Annotated in this window: 20 protein-coding genes; 7 read left to right on the top strand and 13 right to left on the bottom strand. The window is 68.1% G+C overall.

From position 1 onward, the window contains the following. Positions 1-75 precede the first annotated feature (75 nt). Both ASG79_RS16710 and ASG79_RS16705 read left to right on the top strand, forming a co-directional pair. Positions 76-1,509 carry a TrkH family potassium uptake protein gene (locus ASG79_RS16710; protein WP_056392602.1) on the top strand — a complete coding sequence of 478 codons (1,434 nt, stop codon included), beginning with the start codon at positions 76-78 and terminating at the stop codon, positions 1,507-1,509. After that, positions 1,502-2,188 carry a potassium channel family protein gene (locus ASG79_RS16705; RefSeq protein ID WP_026265713.1) on the top strand — a complete coding sequence of 229 codons (687 nt, stop codon included), beginning with the start codon at positions 1,502-1,504 and terminating at the stop codon, positions 2,186-2,188. The genes ASG79_RS16710 and ASG79_RS16705 overlap by 8 nt, the downstream gene beginning before the upstream one ends. Here the strand turns inward: ASG79_RS16705 and proC are convergent. From proC to ASG79_RS16680, 5 genes are all read right to left on the bottom strand, one after another. Next, on the bottom strand, positions 2,185-3,018 hold the full coding sequence (gene proC / locus ASG79_RS16700; RefSeq protein ID WP_056392600.1) for a pyrroline-5-carboxylate reductase: 834 nt from the start codon (positions 3,016-3,018) through the stop codon (positions 2,185-2,187). The two genes, ASG79_RS16705 and proC, sit on opposite strands and share 4 nt — an antisense overlap. Before the next feature lie 235 nt (positions 3,019-3,253). After that, the gene (locus ASG79_RS16695) at positions 3,254-4,243 is read right to left on the bottom strand and encodes a Ppx/GppA phosphatase family protein (RefSeq protein ID WP_018768946.1); all 990 of its coding nucleotides are present in this window, start codon (positions 4,241-4,243) and stop codon (positions 3,254-3,256) included. A gap of 7 nt (positions 4,244-4,250) precedes the next feature. Next, entirely contained in the window at positions 4,251-4,670 is a 420-nt protein-coding gene (locus tag ASG79_RS16690) for an SseB family protein (RefSeq protein WP_018768947.1), read from the bottom strand. 51 nt (positions 4,671-4,721) lie between these two features. Next, on the bottom strand, positions 4,722-7,448 hold the full coding sequence (gene topA / locus ASG79_RS16685) for a type I DNA topoisomerase (RefSeq protein WP_018768948.1): 2,727 nt from the start codon (positions 7,446-7,448) through the stop codon (positions 4,722-4,724). Positions 7,449-7,577: 129 nt separating this feature from the next. Next, a complete protein-coding gene (locus tag ASG79_RS16680) occupies positions 7,578-9,245 on the bottom strand; it encodes a N5-glutamine methyltransferase family protein (protein ID WP_056392598.1) in 1,668 nt (555 codons plus the stop codon). A 43-nt stretch (positions 9,246-9,288) separates the two neighbouring features. On the opposite strand from ASG79_RS16680, the gene ASG79_RS16675 reads away from it, so the two are divergent. Next, a complete protein-coding gene (locus tag ASG79_RS16675) occupies positions 9,289-9,765 on the top strand; it encodes a hypothetical protein (protein WP_018768950.1) in 477 nt (158 codons plus the stop codon). A 50-nt stretch (positions 9,766-9,815) separates the two neighbouring features. Continuing rightward, positions 9,816-10,379, top strand: a complete 564-nt coding sequence (locus tag ASG79_RS16670; protein ID WP_235509831.1) for a hypothetical protein — start codon at positions 9,816-9,818, stop codon at positions 10,377-10,379. A gap of 66 nt (positions 10,380-10,445) precedes the next feature. Here ASG79_RS16670 and ASG79_RS16665 read toward each other — a convergent pair whose 3' ends face one another. Continuing rightward, positions 10,446-11,342, bottom strand: coding sequence for a rhodanese-related sulfurtransferase (locus ASG79_RS16665; RefSeq protein ID WP_056393106.1), 897 nt, complete (start codon positions 11,340-11,342; stop codon positions 10,446-10,448). A gap of 132 nt (positions 11,343-11,474) precedes the next feature. Here ASG79_RS16665 and ASG79_RS16660 point away from each other — a divergent pair, with 132 nt between their 5' ends. Together ASG79_RS16660 and ASG79_RS16655 are read left to right on the top strand one after the other, a co-directional pair. After that, the gene (locus ASG79_RS16660) at positions 11,475-12,167 is read left to right on the top strand and encodes a GNAT family N-acetyltransferase (protein ID WP_056392594.1); all 693 of its coding nucleotides are present in this window, start codon (positions 11,475-11,477) and stop codon (positions 12,165-12,167) included. Between the two features lie 86 nt (positions 12,168-12,253). Beyond that, complete coding sequence (locus ASG79_RS16655) at positions 12,254-14,629, top strand: DEAD/DEAH box helicase (RefSeq protein ID WP_056392592.1); 2,376 nt, start codon at positions 12,254-12,256, stop codon at positions 14,627-14,629. Positions 14,630-14,650: 21 nt separating this feature from the next. Here the strand turns inward: ASG79_RS16655 and ASG79_RS16650 are convergent, their stop codons facing one another. The 7 genes from ASG79_RS16650 to ssd all read right to left on the bottom strand — a co-directional run bounded on the left by ASG79_RS16650 (position 14,651) and on the right by ssd (position 19,870). Further along, positions 14,651-15,073 (bottom strand): Rv3654c family TadE-like protein, encoded by a 423-nt coding sequence (locus ASG79_RS16650; RefSeq protein WP_082581797.1) that lies wholly within the window; start codon positions 15,071-15,073, stop codon positions 14,651-14,653. Further along, on the bottom strand, positions 15,070-15,573 hold the full coding sequence (locus tag ASG79_RS16645) for a TadE family type IV pilus minor pilin (RefSeq protein ID WP_082581796.1): 504 nt from the start codon (positions 15,571-15,573) through the stop codon (positions 15,070-15,072). The genes ASG79_RS16650 and ASG79_RS16645 overlap by 4 nt, the downstream gene beginning before the upstream one ends. Next, the gene (locus ASG79_RS16640; protein ID WP_056392590.1) at positions 15,570-15,929 is read right to left on the bottom strand and encodes a DUF4244 domain-containing protein; all 360 of its coding nucleotides are present in this window, start codon (positions 15,927-15,929) and stop codon (positions 15,570-15,572) included. Before ASG79_RS16640 ends, ASG79_RS16645 begins: the two co-directional genes overlap by 4 nt. A gap of 164 nt (positions 15,930-16,093) precedes the next feature. Next, entirely contained in the window at positions 16,094-16,699 is a 606-nt protein-coding gene (locus tag ASG79_RS16635) for a type II secretion system F family protein (protein WP_056392589.1), read from the bottom strand. Then, positions 16,696-17,493 carry a type II secretion system F family protein gene (locus tag ASG79_RS16630; protein WP_056392587.1) on the bottom strand — a complete coding sequence of 266 codons (798 nt, stop codon included), beginning with the start codon at positions 17,491-17,493 and terminating at the stop codon, positions 16,696-16,698. The genes ASG79_RS16635 and ASG79_RS16630 overlap by 4 nt, the downstream gene beginning before the upstream one ends. After that, a complete protein-coding gene (locus ASG79_RS16625; protein WP_200953188.1) occupies positions 17,490-18,794 on the bottom strand; it encodes a TadA family conjugal transfer-associated ATPase in 1,305 nt (434 codons plus the stop codon). Before ASG79_RS16625 ends, ASG79_RS16630 begins: the two co-directional genes overlap by 4 nt. Beyond that, positions 18,791-19,870 (bottom strand): septum site-determining protein Ssd, encoded by a 1,080-nt coding sequence (ssd, locus tag ASG79_RS16620; RefSeq protein WP_082581795.1) that lies wholly within the window; start codon positions 19,868-19,870, stop codon positions 18,791-18,793. The genes ASG79_RS16625 and ssd overlap by 4 nt, the downstream gene beginning before the upstream one ends. A 331-nt stretch (positions 19,871-20,201) precedes the next feature. Here ssd and ASG79_RS16615 point away from each other — a divergent pair, with 331 nt between their 5' ends. Further along, a complete protein-coding gene (locus ASG79_RS16615) occupies positions 20,202-21,938 on the top strand; it encodes a bifunctional 3'-5' exonuclease/DNA polymerase (protein ID WP_056393100.1) in 1,737 nt (578 codons plus the stop codon). Positions 21,939-22,054 lie beyond the last annotated feature (116 nt).

Here is a 22,054-nt window from a genome sequence, read left to right as displayed (position 1 = left end):
CGCCCACCCGGCCATGACGCGGGCTTTAGTGGTTTACTACTGGGGGAAGCCGTTACAACCGAGGAAAAGCCACACATGACCCAGAGCCAGTCGAGGCCCCGGACGCCGGCCACCTGGCACCCCCCGGCGCAGGAGCGGGAGGGCCTCCGGGTCCTCACGCGGCTGCGCGACTTCATTGACGACATTGCCAACACCACACCCGCACGGCTGGCGCTGACGGCGTTCGCCGCCGTCTGCACGGTGTTCACGTTCCTGCTGTCCCTGCCGGTCTCCTCAGCTGACGGAACCCCCACGCCTATCCACCAGGCGCTGTTCACCGCGGTCTCTGCGGTGTGCGTCACGGGGCTCACGGTGGTGTCGACGGCGGTCCACTGGTCCTTCTTCGGCCAGCTGGTGATCCTGGTGGGCATCTTCATCGGCGGCTTGGGCACCTTGACGCTGGCGTCGTTGCTGGCACTGATGGTGAGCAAGCGGCTGGGTGTCCGGGGCAAGATCATCGCGGCGGAGTCCATGAACAACGCCGGGCGCCTGGGCGAGGTGGGCACCCTGCTGCGGATCGTCATCACCACGTCCGTGGTCATCGAGGGTGTCCTGGCGCTCGCGCTGGTCCCCCGGTTCCTCACCCTGGGTGAGCCCTTCTGGCAGTCGGTGTGGCACGGTATTTTCTATGCCATCTCGTCGTTCAACAACGCCGGCTTCACGCCGCACTCGGACGGGATCGTGCCCTACGAGACGGACCTCTGGATCCTGATCCCCCTCATGGTGGGGGTCTTCATGGGCAGCCTGGGATTCCCCGTGGTGATGGTCCTGCAGCAGAACGGCCTGAACTGGAAGAAGTGGAATCTCCACACCAAGCTCACCATCCAGGTTTCCCTGATCCTCCTGGCGGCAGGGGCGTTCCTGTGGGCGCTGATGGAGTGGGACAACGCCCGGACCATCGGCACCATGAGCGTGGGCGACAAGATCACCCACGCGCTCTTCGCGTCCGTGATGACGCGTTCGGGCGGATTCAACCTGGTGGACCAGAACCAAATGGACCCCACCACCATGCTGCTGACCGATGCCCTGATGTTTGCCGGCGGCGGCTCCGCCTCCACGGCCGGCGGCATCAAGGTGACCACCATCGCCGTCATGTTCCTGGCCATCGTCGCCGAGGCCCGTGGCGACGCCGACGTCAAGGTCTACGGCCGGACCATCCCGCAGGGCAGCATGCGGGTGGCCATCTCTGTGATCGTCGCCGGCGCCACCCTGGTTTCCGTGTCGGCTTTCCTGCTGCTGCACATCAGCGGCCAGTCACTTGACCGTGTGTTGTTCGAAACCATCTCCGCGTTCGCCACGGTGGGACTCAGCACCAACCTCAGCGCGGAGGTGCCGCCCGCCGGCGTCTACGTCCTCACGGCGCTGATGTTCGCGGGCCGCGTGGGTACCGTTACCCTCGCCGCTGCCCTGGCCCTGCGCCAGCGCAGCCAGTTGTACCACTATCCCGAAGAGAGGCCGATCATTGGCTAGTTCCACAGACGCCCCCCGGCGCCCCGCCCACAATGCCCCTGTACTGGTGATCGGGCTGGGCCGCTTCGGATCATCCACGGCTGAACAGCTGGTGAAGCAGGGCCGGGAAGTCCTCGCGATCGAACGGGACCGGAACCTGGTGCAGAAATGGGCGCCCCTCCTGACCCACGTGGTGGAGGCGGACGCCACCAACATCGATGCGCTCCGCCAGCTCGGCGCCCAGGAGTTCAGCTCCGCCGTCGTGGGTGTGGGCACCTCCATCGAATCCTCCGTGCTGATTACCGTCAACCTGGTGGACCTCGGCATCGAGCACCTGTGGGTGAAGGCCATTACGCCCTCCCACGGCAAGATCCTGACCCGCATCGGCGCCAACCACGTGATCTACCCGGAAGCCGACGCCGGTGTCCGCGCCGCGCACCTGGTCTCCGGGCGCATGCTGGACTTCATCGAGTTCGACGACGACTTTGCCATCGTGAAAATGTACCCGCCGCGCGAAACCGTGGGTTTCACCCTGGACGAGTCAAAGGTCCGTTCCAAGTACGGCGTGACCATTGTGGGCGTGAAGTCCCCCGGCGAGGACTTCACCTATGCCCGGCCCGAGACCAAGGTGTCCTCCCGCGACATGCTCATCGTCTCCGGCCACGTGGACCTGCTCGAACGGTTCGCCGCGCGGCCCTAGCCGAGCTGCCTGGTAATCTCCGCTGCCCGGTCGGCTGCCGCGCGGGCACCGGCCGCAATGATGGCCGGGATGCCCTGTTCGTCGAAGGTGGCGATGGCGCGTTCGGTGGTGCCGTTGGGGCTGGTCACGGCTTTGCGCAGCGCTGCCGGGTCCGCTCCGGGCTGGGCGAGCATGAGGCCCGCACCGGCAACCGTTTCGCGCGCCAGCAACAGGGACAACTCCCGGTCCAGGCCCAGTTCCTCCCCGGCGGACGCCATGGCCTCTGCGAGGTAGAAAGCGTAGGCCGGGCCGGACCCGCTGATGGCGGAGAGCGCGTCCACCTGCTCCTCCGGGACCTCCACCACGGTGCCTGCTCCCTGGAGGATGTCCTTGACCTTCTGGAGCTGCCCAGGGCTGCAGTGGGTTCCTGGCGAGACGGACACGACGCCGCGCCCCAGTTTTGCCGGCGTGTTGGGCATGGTCCGGATGACCGGCTGCCCTTCCGGGAGGGCGGCCTCGAGTTGGGCGATCGAGACCGCGGCGGCGACGCTGACCACCACGGTGTCCGGCGAAAGTGCCGGGCTGATCTCCCGGGCAAGGTCCGCGATGCCCACCGGCTTGACGCCAAGGACGACGACGGCGGACCCCTTGGTGGCTTGCCTGTTGTTGTCAGGTTCCTCCTCGCCGGCAATGGCAGTGATCCCCGGGTAGCGCTCGGCCAGCTCGGATGCACGCTCCGCGCGGCGGACAGTGGCCACCACATCCCCGGGATCCGTCCCTGCCTCCAGCAGGCCGCCAAGAATGGCCTCGTTCATGGATCCACAGCCAAGGAATGCGATTCGGTTGCTCATGCCTCCATCATTGCAGGAGGCAGGCATTCACAGGCAACTCCCATCTTCACCGCAGGCAGCACACAACTTGCGGTCCTAACGTAGTTATTACCTCATTGAGGGTGCGAGTGATGCGGCAGGCATGGGGATGCCTGCCAGGGCACCGGCGGCGCGGCGACAGGTTTTCCCCCATTTTCCTGTTGCCCGCCCCGGTGCTTCCGCTTTTAACGGCCGCGGCAGCGGGGGCGTTGGGCCCCTAGACCGGTGCTTCCACCGGCCGGGAAGCGGCCACATGCGGTGCCGGCTCCAGCGGACCGGAAAATACCAGCTGGTCCAGGCGCCGGAGGATGAGGCCTTCACGCAGTGCCCAGGGGCAGATGCGGAGCTTCTTGAACTTGAACATCTCAAGGGCGGCTTCGGCCACCAGCGCGCCGGCCAGGAGCTGATGGGCCCGCGCCTCGGAGACGCCGGGAAGGTGCAGCCTGTCCTCCGAGCTCATGGCCGAGATCCGCTGGGTCCAGATCCCCAGGTCCGAGGCGTGCAGTTCCCGTTTGACGTACGGGCCCTCAGCGCTGGGGGCAGCCCCGGCGATCCGGGCCAGGGAGCGGAAGGTCTTGGAGGTGCCGGCCACCACATTGGCCCGGCCCAGGCCGTCGAACCCGCGGACGGCGGGCTTGAGCGTCGCCCTGATATAGCGCCGGAGTTCCTTGACGCTTTTGGCCGACGGCGGATCCTCGGCGAGCCAGTCCCGGGTGAGGCGGCTTGCGCCGAGCGGCACGGACGTGGCCACTTCGGGGAGCTCGTCCTGGCCGAAAGCCATTTCAAAGGAACCGCCGCCGATGTCCAGGTTCAGGATGGGTCCGGCGCCCCACCCGTGCCAGCGCCGCACCGCGAAGAACGTCATGGACGCTTCCTCGCTTCCGGTGAGTTCCTGGAGGGTCACCGTGGTTTCGTGCTTGACCCGGGCCAGCACTGCCGGGCCGTTGGTGGCCTCGCGGATGGCTGACGTACAGAAGGCCAGCAGGTCCTCGGCCTTGTGCCGGGCAGCAAATTCCCACGCTTCCAGCACGAACTCGGTCAGCTCGTGCTGGCCCTCGTCGCTGATGCTGCCGTCCGGCTCCAGGTACTGGACCAGGGACAGCGGCCGCTTGTGGGACGCGAACGGGACCGGCTGCGCGCCGGGGTGGGCATCCACCAGGAGCAGATGGACAGTATTGGAACCGATATCGAGGACGCCTAGACGCATGGGGACATTATTGCTCGTCAGCGCGCTTGAAGTCGCGCCTGATGTTGGCCACGCCTTCGGGGTTGATCTCGAAACCATAGGCAGCACCGGGGTTGATCACCATGCCGAGTTCATCGCCAAGGTTGGCGATGATGGCGGCGCCCTGGGTGCCCAGCACGTTGGGTGCAGCTTCAAGGTACTGCTGGTCCACCCGGCTCGGGTGCGAGAACACGGCAAGGACGGGGTCGCCGTCGGCGTTGGCAAGGACCAGGGGCTCCACCTGGGAGTCGATGCCCTCAACCGTGTCCGAGCTGATGATGTAGACCTCGCTGTTCAGGAACGACAGGATGACGTCCACGGGGTTCGCGTCGGGTTGTCCGCCGGTGGCGAGCTTCTCTTCGAGGTCGTTGAGCGGCTGGAGGTCCGTGTGCGCTGGCTGTTCAGTCATACGACTAGCCGATCACGATCCGGTGGCCGGCGCAAACGCGCCGGCCACGGGCTACTTCTTCGCCGTTGCCTTCTTCTTGGCCGGAGCCTTGCGGGTGGCGGTCCGCTTGACCGGACCCTTGGCGCGTTTCTCGGCCAGGAGTTCCACGGCCTGTTCGCGCGTCAGTTCCTCGAGGGGCGTGGCCCGCGGAACCGTGATGTTGGTGATCCCGTCGGTGATGTAGGGGCCGAACCGGCCTTCCTTCACCACGATGTTCTTCTCGGACACCGGGTCCGGGCCGAACTCTGCCAGCGGCGGAACCGCGGCGCGGGCGCCCCGCTGCTTGGGCTGGGAGTAGATCTCCAGCGCCTGCTCCAGCGTGATGGTGAAGATTTCCTCTTCCGAGCCGATGGACCGGGAGTCGGTTCCCTTCTTCAGGTACGGGCCGAACCGGCCGTTCTGCACCGTGATGAGGTTGCCCTCGGCGTCCTCGCCCAGGACGCGGGGCAGGCTCATGAGCTGCAGTGCCTCGTCCAGCGTGACCGATTCGACGGTCATGGATTTGAACAGCGAACCGGTGCGCGGCTTGGCCTTGACCGGCTTCTTGGGCGGCTTGGGCTTGCCGTTCTTGTAGTACTCCACCGGCTGCGCCGCAATTTGTTCCTCGGTCATCTCCGGGATGATTTCGGTGACGTAGGCGCCGTAGCGGCCGTTCTTGGCAACAACGGTGTGGCCCGTGTGCGGGTCGGTGCCCAGCACACGTTCCTCCGGCGCCGCCGTCTCCATCAGTTCGATGGCCTTGGCGGCGGTGAGCTCGTCGGGGGCCAGGTCCTCGGGCACATTGGCGCGCGCCGATTCGACGATTTCGCCGGTCTTCGGGTCCACCACTGCCGCCGAGCTTTCCAGGTAGGGGCCAAACTTGCCCACCCGGAGGGTGATGTCGTCGGTGATGGGGATCGAGTTGATTTCCCGGGCATCGATCTCGCCCAGGTTGTTCACGATGCTCAGCAGGCCGGGGTCGGAGTCCTCGCCGAAGTAGAAGTGCCGCAGCCATGACGCGCCGGCTTCCTGGCCGTTGGCGATCTTGTCCAAATCGCCTTCCATGTCGGCGGTGAACTCGTAGTCCACGTAGTCGGAGAAGTGCTGCTCCAGGAGCCGGATGACCGAGAAGGCGATCCAGCTGGGCACCAGCGCGGAGCCCTGCTTCCGGACGTAGCCGCGGTCCTGGATGGTGGAGATGGTGGAGGCGTAGGTGGACGGGCGGCCGATGCCCTTCTTTTCCAGTTCCGCGGTCAGGGATGCTTCGGTGTAGCGCGGAGGCGGGGAGGTCTCATGGCCCACGGCCTGGATGTCCGCAGCGGTGAGGGAGTCGCCCTTGGCCACGTTGGGCAGGCGGCGCGCTTCGTCGGAGTCGTCGTCGCCGCGCGTCTCGTCCTTGCCTTCCTCGTAGGCGGCGAGGAAGCCGGGGAAGGTGATCACGGTGCCGGAGGCGGAGAATTCCGCGTCCCGCCCGTCGGTGGCCACGGCACCCAGGCGGATGGTCGCCGTCGAACCCTTGGCGTCGCCCATCTGGGAGGCGACGGTGCGCTTCCAGATCAGTTCGTACAAACGGAATTCGTCGCCCGACAGCTGCTTGGCCACCTGGGCCGGGGTGCGGAACGAGTCGCCGGCGGGGCGGATGGCCTCGTGTGCCTCCTGCGCGTTCGCTGCCTTGCCGGTGTACACGCGCGGTGACTGCGGGATGTACTCGGGGCCGTACAGCTCCGAAGCCTGCCGGCGGGCAGCGGTGATGGCTTCGTCACTCAGCGCGGAGGAGTCCGTACGCATATAGGTGATGTAGCCGTTTTCGTACAGCCGCTGGGCGATCTGCATGGTGCTCTTGGAGGAGAAGCGCAGCTTCCGGCCCGCCTCCTGCTGCAGCGTGGAGGTGGTGAACGGCGCCGCGGGACGCCGGGTGTACGGCTTGGTGTCAACGGAGCGGACCCGGAACTCCGCATCCTGCAGCCCTGCCGCCAGGGACGTCGCCAGTTCCTCGTTGAGGTGGGCCACGTTCCGGGAAGTGAGTTCGCCGTTGTCGTTGAAATCGCGGCCCGTGGCCACCTTGGCGCCGTCAACGGCGGCAAGCTTGGCCTTAAAGGAGCCGGAGTCGGCACCGAACTGGCCGGTCAGGTCCCAGTAGGAGGCTGCCTTGAAGGCCATGCGTTCGCGTTCACGGTCCACCACCATGCGGGTGACCACGGACTGCACGCGCCCGGCGGACAGTCCCCGCGCCACCTTGCGCCACAGCACTGGGGAGATTTCGTAGCCGTAGAGCCGGTCAAGCACGCGGCGGGTTTCCTGGGCATCCACCAGGTCCTGGTCCACGTCGCGCAGGTTGCCCATGGCGCGCTGGATGGCTTCCTTGGTGATTTCGCCGAACGTCATCCGGTACACCGGGACCTTGGGCTTCAGCACTTCCAGCAGGTGCCACGCGATGGCTTCGCCTTCGCGGTCCCCATCGGTTGCGAGATAGAGTTCGTCGGCGTCCTTGAGCGCAGCCTTGAGCTCGGTCACCTTTTTCTTCTTGTCCGGGGACACCACGTAGTACGGCTTGAAGTCGTGCTCAATGTCCACGGCGAACTTGCCCACCGAGGTCTTCTTCAGCTCGGCAGGGAGTTCGGACGGCTGCGGCAGGTCGCGGATGTGACCAATGGAGGCCTCAACGATGAAGCCCTCGCCGAGGTACTTGGCGATGGTCTTGCTCTTGGCCGGAGACTCCACAATCACGAGCTTCTTGCCGGTTTTGGCCTTGCTTGGCACTGTGCTCCTACAGAAAAAGGTTGCTGGGGCAGATGAGCCCATGTTCGCCTAGTTCACCATATTTTGGGGAATCGTGCGCATTCATGTGGAAAAGACGGGGTTCCGGCGAGCGTCTTAGGGGGCCTCCCGTCAGGCTGGGCTCCCTGCCGGAATGAGGAAGCCGTCGCGGACCAGGTTGGCCACGTCGGCGAGCAGCGCACCCTGGAAGGATCCGGCGTCGGACCCTTCCTCCCCGTCCCTGCCGGCGTCCACGGCCCCACCCAGGAGGGCCTCCAGGGCACCGGCGATCTGACCGGCGGTGAGGTCGCCGTCGCACGCGGACACGAAGCCCGCCAGCTCGGTGCTCATCAGGTTGGTGCGCCGAAGCCCGGCACCCTGCCGGAGCAGGATCACGCCCGGGTGTTCGGCGCCGGGGCGCTGGTGGCGCTCCTCGGTGACGTCGTCGGCCACCAGCAGGTGCGTGCCGGCAAGATCATGCGCGGCCAGCCAGTCGCTGCGTTCGACGGCGGCACCCAGGTGGGGTCCGATGGGCTGCTCGATGGGGTAGCTGATTTCCTCGAAACGGCTGATGGCGGGCGGGCCGCCGTGGGCGGGGCGCCGCAGCCACACCATGCCGAAACCGATCCCTGCCACGTTCCGGGAGGCGAAGTCGTCAAGGTAGGCGGCGTACGCGTCCCGGTAGTGCTGCCGGTCCCGGGATTCCGAGGCGTCCTGCAGCCAGGTTTCGGCATATTGTTCCGGGCTGACCTGCTCGCGCTGGATAAACCATGCGTCAGTTCCCGCCCGCACCCATGACTTTGGCCGCTCGTCCCAACCAGAGCCGGCCGGGACTTCCCAGTTGCCCAGCATCTGTGCCGAACCGCCGGGGGCCAGGATCCCGGGCAGGTCTGCCACCAGGGAGGCGACGATGTCATCGCCCGGGAGGCCGCCGTCGCGGTAGGTGAACTGGTCCGCGGCATCCTCGCCGGAACTGCGCGGGGTGATGACGAACGGCGGGTTGGAGACCACCAGCCCGAATTCCTCACCGGTTACAGGCTCCAGGAGGGAACCCAGGCGCAGGCTCACCCGGTCCTCGAGCCGGTCGGGATCGACGGACAGCGCCTCTGCATTGAGCAGGATGTTGAACCGGGCGTAGGCCAGGGCTCGCTCGGAGATGTCGGTGGCGGTCACGTGCTGGCAGTGGTGGAGCAGGTGGAAGGCCTGGATGCCGCAGCCGGTTCCCAGGTCCAGGGCGCGCTCGGTGTGGCGGCGGATGGTGGTCTGCACCAGGGTGGTGGAGGCCTGCCCGATGCCCAGGACGTGGTCGTGCCGCAGCACCCCGGCCTGCTGGTGGGCGGCAAGGTCGCTGGCCACCCACAGCTCGGCGCCGCCGCTGCCGTCGTCATTCCTGTCCCATCCGTACGGCCGCAGGTCGGCCTTGGCGGTGAGCAGGCCCGAGCCGGGAACGGGCTGCACCAGCCCAAGCTCGAGGAGGCCTTCCACGCCTGTGCCCGGCAGGGCGGCGTCGAGCGTTTCCCGTTCCTGGGGCTCGGCAAGGAGCCACAGACGGACGACGGCGGCAAGCGGCGCTGCTTGGTTGTCCTGCCGCACTGCCCGCTCGGCAGCGAGCAGCGCGGGGATGATCTGGTCCCGGTTCAGTGCCGCGGAGGCGGTGGGGCCAAGCAGCCGGGCGACGCCGTCGAGCGTGTAATCGAGGCGGCGGAGGTCTGCGGCGAGCGCCGCCAGCAGGCCGGGAAGGTCGCTGCGGGGAGCGTCGGGGGTGTTGCCGGCGGTGAACTCGTGAGGGGATCTAGGCACCGCTCAAGTTTAGTCCGGCCTGCCTGCGCGGTACGGTGGAGCCATGCCTTCACGTCCTGCCCTCCTTCCGCGCGCCCGCATGGCAGCCGCTGCGGTGCGCCGGCCGCTGCCGGGGACTCTGTTTGCCGCGGTCCTCGCCCTGGCCGTTGCGGGGTGTTCGCCCGGGACCTCCGTGGAGAATGCGGATGTCCCCAAGTGGCGGGCCACGGCCCTGCCCTCCTCCTCAGCGGCCGTTGTGCTCCAGGACTCGGGCAAGATCCTTAACCGCGACCGGATCGTGCAGGCGGCCGCAAGGGTGCCTGCCGGAAGCTACACGCTGACGGCAGTCTGTGACGGGACGGGGAAGGCCTTCTTCGCGGTGACGCTGGACGGCAAGCCCGTGGCGGAAGCCGGGGCCGCCTGCAACGGCCGGCGCGAGACCACGAAAATCAGCCTGCCGGCTGCCGGACGGGTAGAAATCAGCAGCTCCAGCGTGGACGCTCCGCTGCTTTACGCCTACCAGCTGGTACCGGCCCAATAACGCCCGCTCGGGCTATGGTCCGCCGCCCGCTGCGGGCATAAAGTCTGACTATGCCCAGTGTGCGGAGAATCTCCGCGCCCCTTCCCCGAGGGAGAGCACGGGCGCCGCTGGCACCGAAGCCCGCCGCCGCCGTCGCCCTTGGGCTGGTGCTTGCGGCAGGTGCGCTGGCCGGCTGCGAATATACGTACGACGACGCCCGGACCGGCACCGTGCAGGGAACCGCCAGCGCCGCCCCGGCGCCGGCCTTCACCCGTGACCCGTTGCAGCAGGACCCGGTCAGCGAGGCGGAACTGGGCGATTGGGTGTCGCGGGCGCTCCCAGACGGCACCGGTCCGGTGGTCCAGGCCGATGCCGGACTCCTGGCCCCCGCGGAAGTGCGGACCATCTCCTCACCGGTCCTGAAGACCGGAACCTACACCCTGGCCATCGCCTGCAGGAGCCAGCGCCGGGTGACCTTCACGGTGCGCACTGAGACCCTCACACTGGTGGACCTGGGCCTGCGGTGCGGCATCAACCGCGAAAACGTCATCTACCTGTCCACGGACAGCGTCCTGACGGTCAGGGTGGAGGCCAGGACCGCGGCCAACTATGCGTTCCGCGTGTACCGGCTCTGACGGCCGGGGTTGTCCCGGCGGGGGCCTCACCCTGGCTTGGCACCTGCGTCCGGGGCGGCACCGTCCTCAGGCGGCGGTGCAGCCTTGGGGGCAGCGCAACGTCTCGGGACGGGCGGCACACTCCGTGCAGTACAGCGTCAGCGTGCGGCAGCTGGGATTGGAACAGTTCTCGAACTTGCTGGTCGGCGCGGAGCAGCGGGCGCACTGGCCAATGGTCTTGGCGTCGTCGCTGAACTCCAGGTGCATGCGCTTGTCAAAGACGTAGAGCGAGCCTTCCCACAGTCCCTGGTCCTTGAAGGCTTCGCCGTAGCGCACGATGCCCCCGTCCAGCTGGTACACCTCCTTAAAGCCGCGGTTCACCATCAGGCTGGAGAGCACCTCGCAGCGGATGCCCCCGGTGCAGTAGGTGACCACCGGCTTGTCCTTCAGGGAGTCGTACTTGCCGGAGTCCAGTTCCTTGATGAAGTCGTGGGTGGTGGCCACGTCCGGGACTACAGCGTCCTTGAACCGGCCTATCTCAGCTTCGAACGCGTTGCGGCCGTCGAAGAAGACGACGTCCTCGCCGTCCTTCTTCCTGGCATCCACCAGTTCATGGAGTTCCTCGGGTTTGAGGTGCTTCCCGCCGCCCACCACGCCGTTGGCGTCGACCTTGAGTTCTCCGGGTGCGCCGAAGGAGACGATCTCGTCCCGCACCTTGACGCTGAGCCGGGGGAAGTCCTCTGCTCCGCCGTCGGACCATTTGACGTCGATGCCGCGGAACCCGGCGTATTCGCGCGTGGTCTTGACGTACTGCTTAACGGCGCCGATTTCCCCGCCCACAGTGGCGTTGATTCCGTCCTTGGAGAGGATGATGCGGCCCGTAAGGCCCAGCTTCTCGCAGAGGGCGCGCTGCCAGAGCCGGACGGCGTCCGGATCGGTGATGGGGGTGAAGCCGTAGAAAAGCACAATTTTGTTCAAAGCCACGCATTTAAGGGTACCGGCTGCAGCGGCGGCCTGGTCCTGCTTCACAACGCCCGGAGGAGGGCCTCATTACGATTGCATAAGCGATTCCCTACCCCCTGTTGCTGGCGATCGGGCTGGAATAGTCTTCTTGCCATGAGTCCGGAAACCGCGGTTGAAGACATCACTGGCCTGCTTGAGGTGTGGGTTGCGGGCTGGGCCGGGTGTCGCGGTTACCAGACCGCCAAGGAGGGCCGCTTCCCGGCAGCACTCCGTGCTGATACCAGCGGCGAGTGGGAAGTCTTCGCCTCAGAACCTACTGATGACGAGTTCGCCACGCTGGCCGCCCGAACCGCAGAAGCCCCCGCGCGGGTGCTGACCATCCTTACCAATGACCCCTCCCGCTATGCGGCAATGGCAGGCCGGCAGGGCCTGAATGTCACCTCGGATTCGCAGGCGATGATGATCGTTGACATGGAAACCCAGGACGCGGAGGACCCGTGGCTTTCCGATGACGACCTGAGACTTTCCACGTACGAAAGGGACGGCGTGTATTACGCCGAAGTCCTTTCGGGGGACGCGGTCGCGGCGGGCGGCCGGGCCTTCGTGGTGGGTGATACCGCCGTCTTTGACAAGATCATCACCCAGCCGGCATTCCAGCGCAGGGGCCTGGGGAGCCTGATCATGCGGGCGCTGGCGGCGCAGGCGTCCGGCCGCGGCATCCGGACCGGCCTCCTGCTGGCGTCCGTGGACGGGCAGAAGCTCTATTCGCACCTCGGCTGGAGCACCATTGCCCGGGTCCTGATGCTTTCGGCATCGCATGACGGATCGGATCTGTCGCTGAGCTGAGCCGGCCCGTCCGGCGGAGCCGGGCTGCGGGGTTCCCGTTGGTGACCCGTGGCCTGCCGCGGTGCATCGGATGAAAGAATGGTGGGGTGAACCCCCATGACTCCCTGATTCCTCTGCTGGGCCGCGGCCCGGACCCGGAACAGCTCCGTCATGTCCGCAGGATCCCGGCGCGGGAGGCAATCCACGCGCCGTGGCCGGCCTGGGTGCACCCGGACATTCTCGGGGCGTACGGGTCGCTTGGCATCCGCGAGCCGTACCGGCACCAGGTGGACGCGGCCAATGCAGCATATGCCGGGGAGCACGTTGTGGTGGCCACCGGAACCGCGTCCGGGAAGTCGCTGGCGTACCAGTTGCCGGCGCTGGATGCGATCCACCGTTCCGAGCTGCGCGTGCTGGCGGAGCCGGGAAAGATTCACGACGACGGTGCCGTCACCCTTTACCTTTCCCCCACCAAAGCGCTGGCGGCCGACCAGCTGAACGCCATCCGGGCCCTGAGGCTGCCCACGGTACGGGCGGAAACGTACGACGGCGACACGGATCCGGCCGCCCGGCGGTGGATCCGGGACCACGCGAATTTCATCCTGGCCAACCCGGACATGCTGCATTTCGGCATCCTTCCCAACCATGCCTGGTGGGCCGGGTTCTTCCGCCGGCTGCGCTACGTCATCGTGGACGAGGCACACAGCTACCGTGGCGTCTTCGGATCGCATGTTGCCAACCTGATGCGCCGGCTCCGCCGGATCTGCGCGTACTACGGCGCGGGCACCTCGTTCCCCGAACCGGTCTTCATCGCCGCTTCCGCCACCGCCTCCGAGCCTGATGTCTCCTTCTCACGCCTCATCGGCGCCCCCGTGAAAGCGGTCTCCGAGGACTGCTCGCCCCACGGGGCCACCACCGTGGCGCTCTGGGAACCGGCGCTGACCGAGGTCCGGGGCGAGAACGGGGCCAAGGAGCGGCGGACGGCAGTGGCCGAAACTTCTGACCTGCTCGCCAACCTGGTGTCCGCCCGGATCCGGACCATTGCCTTCATCAAATCCCGCCGCGGCGCCGAGACCATCTCCGCCATCACCAAGCGGCTCCTTGACGAGGTGGACCCCAGCCTCCCGCAGCGGGTGGCCGCCTACCGCTCCGGATACCTTCCGGAAGAGCGGCGCGCGGTGGAGAAGGCGCTGCGGTCGGGCCAGCTGCTGGGCGTTTCCAGCACGTCCGCCCTGGAGCTGGGAATCGACATTTCCGGTCTCGATGCGGTCTTGGTGGCCGGCTGGCCCGGGACGCGGGCTTCCCTGTTCCAGCAGATTGGCCGCGCCGGCAGGGCGGGCCAGGATGCCATCGCCGCATTTGTGGCCAGCGATGATCCGCTGGACACCTTCCTGGTGAACCACCCGGAGGCGATTTTCGATGTCTCGGTGGAGGCCACGGTCTTCGACCCGTCCAACCCCTATGTGCTGGGACCACACCTCTGCGCCGCGGCAGCGGAACTCCCCCTGGGACCGGCGGAGCTGGACCTTTTTGGCGGAACTGCCGAAAAGCTCCTGGACCGTCTGGTGGCGCAGGGATATTTGCGGCGGCGTCCCGCCGGCTGGTTCTGGACCCACTCGCAAAGCGCCGCGGCCATGGTCAATCTCCGGGCCGACGGCGGCGGTCCGGTCAGCATCGTTGACGCCGAGACCGGCTCGCTGCTGGGGACCATGGACTCGCCCCAGACCCATTACCAGGCCCACACGGGCGCGGTATACGTCCACCAGGGCGACACCTACGTGGTGGAGGACCTGAACGAAGACGACCACTGTGTCATGGTTCGCCGGGCAAACCCCGACTACTACACCACAGCACGGGACGTGACCCAGATCGAGGTCCTGGACACGGTGCGGACCATGCAATGGGGCGATGTAACCGTCCACTTCGGCGATGTGAAGGTCACCACGCAGGTTGTCTCCTTCCAGCGCAAGGCCTTGATTTCCAACGAAGTCCTGGGTGAGGAGCCCCTTGAGCTGGGTGCCCGGGAGCTCTTCACCAAGGCCGTATGGTTCGTGGTGGACAACCGTTCCTTGACGGGGGCCGGCCTCATCGAAGCCCAGTTCCCCGGTGCCCTCCACGCCGCCGAGCACGCCGCGATCGGGCTCCTGCCCCTCGTCGCCTCCAGCGACCGCTGGGACATCGGCGGGGTCTCCACGGCACTGCATGCGGACACCGGGGTGCCCACCATCTTCGTGTATGACGGGCACCCCGGCGGGGCGGGGTTTGCCGAACGGGGCTTCGACAAGGCCATGGTGTGGCTGGCGGCAACCCGGGACGCCATCAAGGCCTGCGAGTGCGAGTCCGGCTGCCCGTCCTGCGTGCAGTCCCCCAAGTGCGGCAACAAGAACAATCCGCTGGACAAGGCCGCCGCGGTGACCCTGCTGGATGTCCTGCTCAAGGATGCCTCCGAGACGTCCCGTGTGGATGTGGAGGCGAGGAGCTGACGCCCGATGCCGGCGTCATCGCTATGGCGGCGGCCCTGCCCGGGCATGTCCGGTTGCGGCTCCCAGCAGCGGGCGCTCGCCGAGCCGGGTCCGCACCTCAATGGTCTGGCCCGCGCCCTCGGTACAGCTAAGGACCGTGGCGGCGTGCCGCGCGGCGACCTCGGCGGCAACACTGCAGGGCTCGCCCGTGGTGATGCCGCGGAGCGCATCCGCTGCGGCAAGGGCCGCCAGGTCCGCAGCCGCTGCCGCCCTGCTGGCCAGCACGGCGGACTGGGCCAGCAGCAGCATGACGGCCATGGCCGTCATGACCACAAGGGCCAGCCCTGCGGCCAGGACTGTGCCCGAACCGCGTTCGCGGCCGTCAGGCCTTCCCGCCCCGCGCCTGCCCTTGGTGGTGTGGCGCCTGGCGGCGGCAGTGTGGGGCCGTCCGGCATCGGCCATCATTTGGCGGCCTGGCCATGCGTGGAGCCCCTGAGGGCACCGGCGCCGATGCCGGCTCCCGTCCCGGCTGTTTCGCTCCTCATTGACGCACGCGCGGTGAGGGTCCACGGGATGGATGCTCCCAATGGCCCAGGCACGCGGTCCGTGACCGTGATGTTGAACCACTCGCCGTCTGCAGCAACTGACGCAGCCGCCGTACCGCCGGCGAGCGTCCGGACCGTCCGTTCCACTGCCACGGTGTCATCGCCCCGGGCCAGCGCCCTGGCACCGGCCCTGGCTCCCTCCTCGATGCGCAGTTGCGTCATCCCCGCGGCGGCTGCTGCAAGCAGCATGGCCAGCAATGCCAGTACGGCAGGCAGTGCCACGGCGAACTCTGCGGTAACCGCGCCGCGGGCGTTTGCACCGGCGTCCGCCGTCTTCCGGTCATCGTTGCCGCCGGCGCTGCTGCCGACGACGGCCGTGAGGGGTCCCTGAATTCGCAGCCCCGCCGGCAGGGGTGTCACGGCAGCGCCAGCGCGGTGCGGATGAGGTTGAGCAGGAAACCACGTACCTCGTCGCTGCGGAGGATGAACACAAGCAGCCCGGCGAACCCGACGGCGGCCAGGGTAGCAATGGCATATTCCGCGGTGGCCATGCCGGCCTGGGAACCCAGCAGCCCCGTGGGGCGCCATGTCTTGGGCCGGAGACTTCCCGAACCAGGGTGGAGTTCGACGATCCTGCCTGCCTCCGGGAGGGAAGTCTTTGGGCCCAAGGCAGGGGCGGAAGCGGATGGGATGCTGCTGGTGCTGCGCGGGGCGCCGTCCTTTTTCGCGGGCGCGGAGGTTCCTGCCGTGTAGTGACGGCGGTGGTGGATGGACATGTGGTTTTCCTTTCCATTGGTTTCCGGTGGTTTCCCGGCTGTCTTGACTCTTCCCCGCCCAGCGGGAGCAGGTAAGGGAGGGGATGCGCTAAGTGGAAAAGGTGGGCCGTCCCGGTGTTGTGGAGGAAGGGATCGGCGTTCGCGGTGGCCACGGCAGCGGCAGGTTACCCGGTGGGAACCAGGGCAAGCAGCACGGGGACGACGCCAAAGCAGATAAAGGCAGGGAGTGAACACAGGCCCAGCGGAACCACCAGCTTCACGCCAAGCGAAGCGGCCCGCTTTTCCGCGGCCCGGAACCGTTCCCGGCGAAGCCTTGCTGCCTGGGCGTAGAGGATTGCAGACGATGGCGCCCCCGTGAGCGCGGCGAAGCCCAGCGCATCCCGGAGCTCCAGGATTTCGGGGAGCCGGACGGCGGAGCTGCGCCACGCTGTTTCCCAGTCGGCCCCGATGGCCAGCGCCGAGACGACCGGCCGCAGTGAGTCCCTGTACTGCGGCGCGGCCGAGGCAGCCACCAGTTCGAGCGATCGCCCGATGCCGGCTCCGGCATCCAGCATCGCCGCCACGAGTTCGAGCATCATGGCAGTGTCCTTCAGGCCTGCGCCGCGGCCCCCTGCGGGCCACTCGGCTTCGGCCACCTGCTGCGCCCCCGGGACGGCATGAAACAGGTGGCGGAGCCGGTGACGCGACCGTTTAAAGCCGGAACAGGCAAGCCAGGCACTTGCGGCGAGCAGCAGGAACAGTGCAAAGCCTGCAGCCAAACCCGGGGTCATGGCACTCCTGTCCCTGCGGCCGCCGCAACAAGCCTGGCGGACCACGCCCTTCCTGCTGCCGTGAGCACCGCGCCACTGAACAATGCGGCCAGTCCCAGGGGTGTTCCCAGCAGGGTGGCCAATGGATCCACGCCCAGGGCAGCACCCAGTCCAAGACCCATCAATGGAAGCCAGGTCAAAAGACGGACCGTGGCTTTGGGGCCGGCGAGGGCGGTCTGCCTGGCTGCATCCGCATCATCCTCCGCTTCCAGCTGGGCCACGAACCGGGTCAGCACGTCGGCGAGCGGACATCCACTGGCTTCGGCTATGTCAAAGCAGGCAGCAAGCTCAGACCAGGTCCTGGCCTCCCGGTCCCTGTGAGGCAACGCCGTGGAAACCGCACGCCGGATGGCCTCCGAGACAGGGGCTCCGGTTGCCGCGGCCGCGCGTGCGGAAGCCAGGACGGCAGTTGAACCCTCTGACAGCGCTGGGGATGGGAGCGCCGCGTGGTCATGCCATTGCCCGTCCTGCGGCGTGCCGTACACGGACCACAGCTCGTCCCACAGCCGCCCGGGTGTCCGGCCGCCCCTGAGCAGCGCCGCCAGCTGCTGCACCACCAGGGTCAGTCCAGGGCCCCGCACTTTCGCCGGGCCCCGTCCGCCTGCGCTGCCCCAGCGCAGTATCCGGCCCTGCCGGGATCCCGGTGCCTTCTGGCTGCTGCCGCCTGCTGCACGCAACCTGGACGCAGCATCCAGGGGCGGCTTCAGGAGCAGCACCACAGCGGCGCCCAGGACTCCGATGAGGAGGATCGTCACAGGGTGACCCCGGAGTCCATTCCCAAACGGGCAGCCAGCGCCGGCCATGCGGGACCCGCCACCCCCGATTCTTCAACCGCCGGCACCACCGTCAGCCCCTCCGGGCCGTCGCCGATAAGTCCGATGCAAAGGACTTCCCTCCCCCGGGACGTCCTGCCCACGTGGATCACAGCGTCAAGGGCGCTGGCAGCCTGGAGCCGAACAGCCTCGGGTCCCAGCCCGGCGAGCGCGCCCAGGGCGTTGAGCCTGGCGGGGACTGCTGCTGCCGTGTTGGCGTGGATGGTTCCTCCACCGCCGCTGTGCCCGGTGTTCATCGCGGTAAGGAGCTCGCGGACTTCCGCGCCCCGGCACTCGCCCACCACCAACCTGTCCGGACGCATGCGAAGTGCCTGCCTGACGAGTTCCCCCAGGTCCACTGTCCCGCCGCCTTCGAGGTTTCCGTGCCGTGATTCCAACGCGACTACGTGCGGGTGGACAGGATTCAGTTCGGACGCATCCTCGATCAGGACCAGCCGCTCCTCCGCCGCACACAATCCCAGGAGCGTAGACAGCAGCGTGGTCTTCCCGGAACCCGTGGCACCGCTGATCAGGAAGCTCAGCCTCCTGTCCACGACCTTCTCAAGCACCGCCTGCACTCCCGGGCCGAACATGCCCCCGGTGCGCAGCTCCTCCATGCTGAAGACCTTCTCCCTGCGGATCCGGACGCTCAGCAGCGTCCCGGACGTGGAAACCGGCGGCAACACGGCATGGACACGGTAGCCGCCGGCGAGCCTGACATCGACACAGGGCGAGCCGTCATCGAGGCGGCGCCCGCCTGCAGCGACGAGCCTGCAGGCCAGCGCCCGCAGCTGTGCCTCGCCGTCGAACAGGACGGGGACCCGCTCGATGCCGCGGCCCCGGTCCACCCAGACGGAGTGGGGAGCGTTGACGAAGATGTCGGTGACGGCGGGATCCCGGGTGAGCTCCTGCAGCGGCCCCAGCCCGTTGAGTTCGGCACTGATCCGCTCTACGGCGGCAAGGGATCCTGCGGTGCCCAACAGCTTGCCGGTGGCCTGGACTGCCGCGGCAACCCGTGACGGCGTCACGGCACCGGCCTCTGCCATCATCGATTCGCGGACGGATTCCAGCAGCCCTGAATCGATGGTCCTGCCGCTGCCGGCGCTTCCCCTGCTGCGCGTCAGGCGGCCGGCCTGGTTTGCTTCCAGGATGCGGACGCTGCGCCGTGAGCCCAGGCCTCCCGGCCCCGCTGCGCTGCCCGCTTTCCCGGCCGGAGCCGACGGATTACCCGGCGCCGGGCTCATGCCAACTCTCCAGCCGGCAGGTCATCGCCAAGCCAATCGAGCACAGATGCAGCGAAGCGCCGGATGTTCCGGCGCTTCCCCAGGTCCAGCAGCCGGCCGGATTCCATGGCTCCGCCGACGCCGCGGACTTCTGGTATCCGGCCCTGGACCGGCAGCCCCACGGCGTCAGCGATCAGCGAACTGTCCAGCGCGGAGCCCGGCCGGCCCCGCACCAGCAGGGCCGCCTCCACCGGCGGAAGCTCCTGCATCAGGCGTACGGCCGCCACTGCTGCCTTCAGTTGTGCGGGTACCACCATCATGATCCGGTCGCAGTCCCAGGCCACCGTATGGAGCGGCTCTGCCCCCCTTCCCACATCGAGCAGGACCAGTTCATAGCCACGGCGCGCAGCATCAAGCACACCTGCTGCGGCTGCGGCGGCGACGGGAAGGGTCTGCTCCCGTGTGGCAGGCCAGGACAGGAAGGAAAAGCCTCCCGCAACGGGTAGGGAATCCGAGAGCTGCAGGGGGTCGATGCTTCCCCTGGCCTCGGCGAGGTCCGGCCATCGGAGCCCGGGGGCTTCCTCTGCTGCGAGCGCCAGCTCCAGGCCGCCACCCCATGGGTCGCCGTCAACCAGCAGGACCCGTACCCCCAGCCCTGCTGCCGCCTGCGCTATCCAGATGGCGGCGGTGGTGGCTCCTGCACCGCCGCAACCGCCCGTGATGCCAAGGACCATTCCGCCCGGGCCCGGCGACCGCGACCGGCTCAGATGGTCAGCCAGCCAGGCGGCGGCATCCGGCAGTACGGCAACACGCTCTGCCCCGAGGGCCGCCGCCAGGTGCCAGAGGCTGTCGCCCTCGCCGTCGAGGCCCACCATGACCGCAGGCGTGCTGCGCCGGGGCGGCAGTTCACGCACGTCACTGCCCACCAGGACGGCAGCTGCCGCCTCCCAGTAGCGGCCTGCCTCCACTGCGTCCGGGACAACGTGCAGGTGCGCGCCGGCGGCTGCCACAATACGCTCCACTTCGGCACGGAGGACGCCGGAGGAGGTCACCAGCAGAACCTCTCCTGCACCATCCGGCCGAATCCCGGCGGGCATTGAACCCCCAGGCATTGAACCCCTTAGCCCTGAACCGACAGGCCTTGAATGCTCCGGCAGCCAGGCGGCTTCGGACGCTTCCCCGCTGTCCGCAACAGGACCCCCGCGGGATGGTGGCGCCGTGTTCGTTGGCCGCCACGAGGAGCCGGAGGCCGGTCCCGGACCGGATGTGGATGCGTTCAGCTGGTGCCTGCTCATGGAGCCACTCTGCCGCGGCGGTGCGGCCTGGTTAAGGGAGCAAGTCCCGTATGTGGACAACCTGCAGCGCGGACACCTCAACAAGGCCCAACCCTCCAACGAGGCACAGCCTCCAACAAGGCACAATGGGAACATGTACCTGCTGCTCGCCGCCCACCCCCGCGGCGCGGCGCTCCAGGAACTGACGCTGGCGGGCCTCGCCCAGCCGGCCAATCCCGAACCCCGCGTTGTGGCACTCACCGACCTTGCCGCCGTCGTCCGCGAACTGGAGGCACGGCGCCCCGGTGGCCAACCGCCCCGCTGGATATGGCACCGGACCCAGGACTGGTATCCGGCGCTGCTCGCATCCGGGGTGGAGGTGGAGCGCTGCTACGACCTCACCCTGTGCGGCAACATCCTGGCCTTCTCGCAGTTCAGCGCGCACACCGACTACGCCCGGAACACTGACAGGGTACCGGTGGAGGATCCCGCTCTTCCGCCAAAGTCACTGCAGCCGCCGCGTCCCCCTGCAGACCAGGGCGCGCTGTTCGATGATCCCGCAACCGGGCCGCCGCCGGGGGCGCCGCTCGAGGAACTCCGTTCCGAATACGCAGCCCAACAGAGTGCGCTGGCAGGCGTGGGCACGGAGGAAAACCGCCGGAACCGCCTCCAGCTGCTGCTCGCGGCGGAGTCGGCGGCAGCTATTGTGGCCGCCGAGATGCAGCACGCCGGGGTCCCCTGGCGGGAAGACCTGCACGAACAGATCCTGGCCGGCCATCTGGGACCCCGCCCGCCCGCCGGGCAGCGTCCCGTGAAACTGGAGGCGCTGGCGGCGGAGCTGCGCGTCATGCTCAACTCACCCGGGCTCAACCCGGACTCCCCGCAGGACCTGATGCGCGCCCTGCACCGCAACGGGATCGAGGTCAAAAGCACCCGCAAGTGGGAGCTGAGGGAGTCCAGCCACCCCGCCATCGAGCCGTTGCTGGAGTACAAGAGGCTTTCCCGCCTTCACACCGCCAACGGCTGGTCCTGGTTGGACGCGTGGGTGGACGGCGGCCGGTTCCGCCCGGAATACGTGGTGGGAGGCGTGGTGTCGGGCCGCTGGGCATCCCGCGGCGGCGGGGCGCTGCAGATTCCGCGCCAGGTCCGCGGCGCGGTGCACGCCGACCCTGGCCACAAGCTCATCGTTGCGGACGCCTCGCAGCTGGAGCCGCGCGTCCTGGCGGCCCTGGCGCAGGACTCGGCCATGGCTGAGGCGGCGCGGGACCAGGACCTGTACGCCGGGATCGCCGCCAAGGGATTTGGCGGCGACCGGGCCAAGGCGAAGATGGCCCTGCTGGGCGCCATGTACGGCGCCACCTCCGGCGAGGCCGGCCGCCTCATGCCGCAATTGGCCCGCATCTACCCGCGTGCCGTGGACTTTGTGGAGCGGGCGGCACGGGCGGGCGAAGCGGGCGGGACGGTCACCACCAGGCTGGGCCGCAGCAGCCCTCCGCCGTCCGGGCAGTGGTTCCTCAGCCAGCGCTCGGCCACGGCGGAGGAGCAGCGGAGGGCAGAGTCGATCGCGCGGTCCCGCGGGCGGTTTACCCGGAACTTCGTGGTCCAGGGCTCGGCAGCGGACTGGGCGGCCTGCTGGCTGGCAGAATTGCGACGGCGGCTGCGCGCCTTGCGGCCGGCAGGAACCGGCGGCAGCGGCGGACCTGTGGGGGCCCAACTCGCCTTCTTCCTGCATGACGAAGTCATGGTGCACGCGCCCTCGGACCGCGTCGATGCCTGCATCGCGGCAATCGAGGAATCGGCCAAGGCCGCCAAGGAATTGCTGTTCGGTCCCATCCCCGTGGAGTTCCCCGTCAGCATGGCCGTGGTGGACTCCTACGACCTCGCCAAATAGGGCGGAGGGCCTCCCGTGCTGCCTCTTTTACTGTCGTCGAGACGATAAGTAATCTACCCGGCGGTAGCTATGCGCGCCCGGTGACGGACGTTACAGTCGAAGCGGGGCTGATGCAG

It is taken from the genome of Arthrobacter sp. Soil761 (genome assembly GCF_001428325.1).
In the GTDB taxonomy this organism is placed as follows: Bacteria; Actinomycetota; Actinomycetes; order Actinomycetales; family Micrococcaceae; genus Arthrobacter.
The sequence above is the reverse complement of the archived record's forward strand: the minus strand, read 5'-3'. Positions and strand labels throughout refer to the sequence as shown.

Coding starts and splice junctions, on each gene's coding strand:
- ASG79_RS16710 (WP_056392602.1), top strand. CDS start 76: ATGACCCAGAGCCAGTCGAGGCCCCGGACGCCGGCCACCTGGCACCCC.
- proC (WP_056392600.1), bottom strand. CDS start 3,018: ATGAGCAACCGAATCGCATTCCTTGGCTGTGGATCCATGAACGAGGCC.
- ASG79_RS16695 (WP_018768946.1), bottom strand. CDS start 4,243: ATGCGTCTAGGCGTCCTCGATATCGGTTCCAATACTGTCCATCTGCTC.
- ASG79_RS16690 (WP_018768947.1), bottom strand. CDS start 4,670: ATGACTGAACAGCCAGCGCACACGGACCTCCAGCCGCTCAACGACCTC.
- ASG79_RS16675 (WP_018768950.1), top strand. CDS start 9,289: ATGCCTTCACGTCCTGCCCTCCTTCCGCGCGCCCGCATGGCAGCCGCT.
- ASG79_RS16670 (WP_235509831.1), top strand. CDS start 9,816: ATGCCCAGTGTGCGGAGAATCTCCGCGCCCCTTCCCCGAGGGAGAGCA.
- ASG79_RS16660 (WP_056392594.1), top strand. CDS start 11,475: ATGAGTCCGGAAACCGCGGTTGAAGACATCACTGGCCTGCTTGAGGTG.
- ASG79_RS16650 (WP_082581797.1), bottom strand. CDS start 15,073: ATGATGGCCGATGCCGGACGGCCCCACACTGCCGCCGCCAGGCGCCAC.
- ASG79_RS16640 (WP_056392590.1), bottom strand. CDS start 15,929: ATGTCCATCCACCACCGCCGTCACTACACGGCAGGAACCTCCGCGCCC.
- ASG79_RS16635 (WP_056392589.1), bottom strand. CDS start 16,699: ATGACCCCGGGTTTGGCTGCAGGCTTTGCACTGTTCCTGCTGCTCGCC.
- ASG79_RS16625 (WP_200953188.1), bottom strand. CDS start 18,794: ATGAGCCCGGCGCCGGGTAATCCGTCGGCTCCGGCCGGGAAAGCGGGC.
- ssd (WP_082581795.1), bottom strand. CDS start 19,870: ATGCCCGCCGGGATTCGGCCGGATGGTGCAGGAGAGGTTCTGCTGGTG.
- ASG79_RS16615 (WP_056393100.1), top strand. CDS start 20,202: ATGTACCTGCTGCTCGCCGCCCACCCCCGCGGCGCGGCGCTCCAGGAA.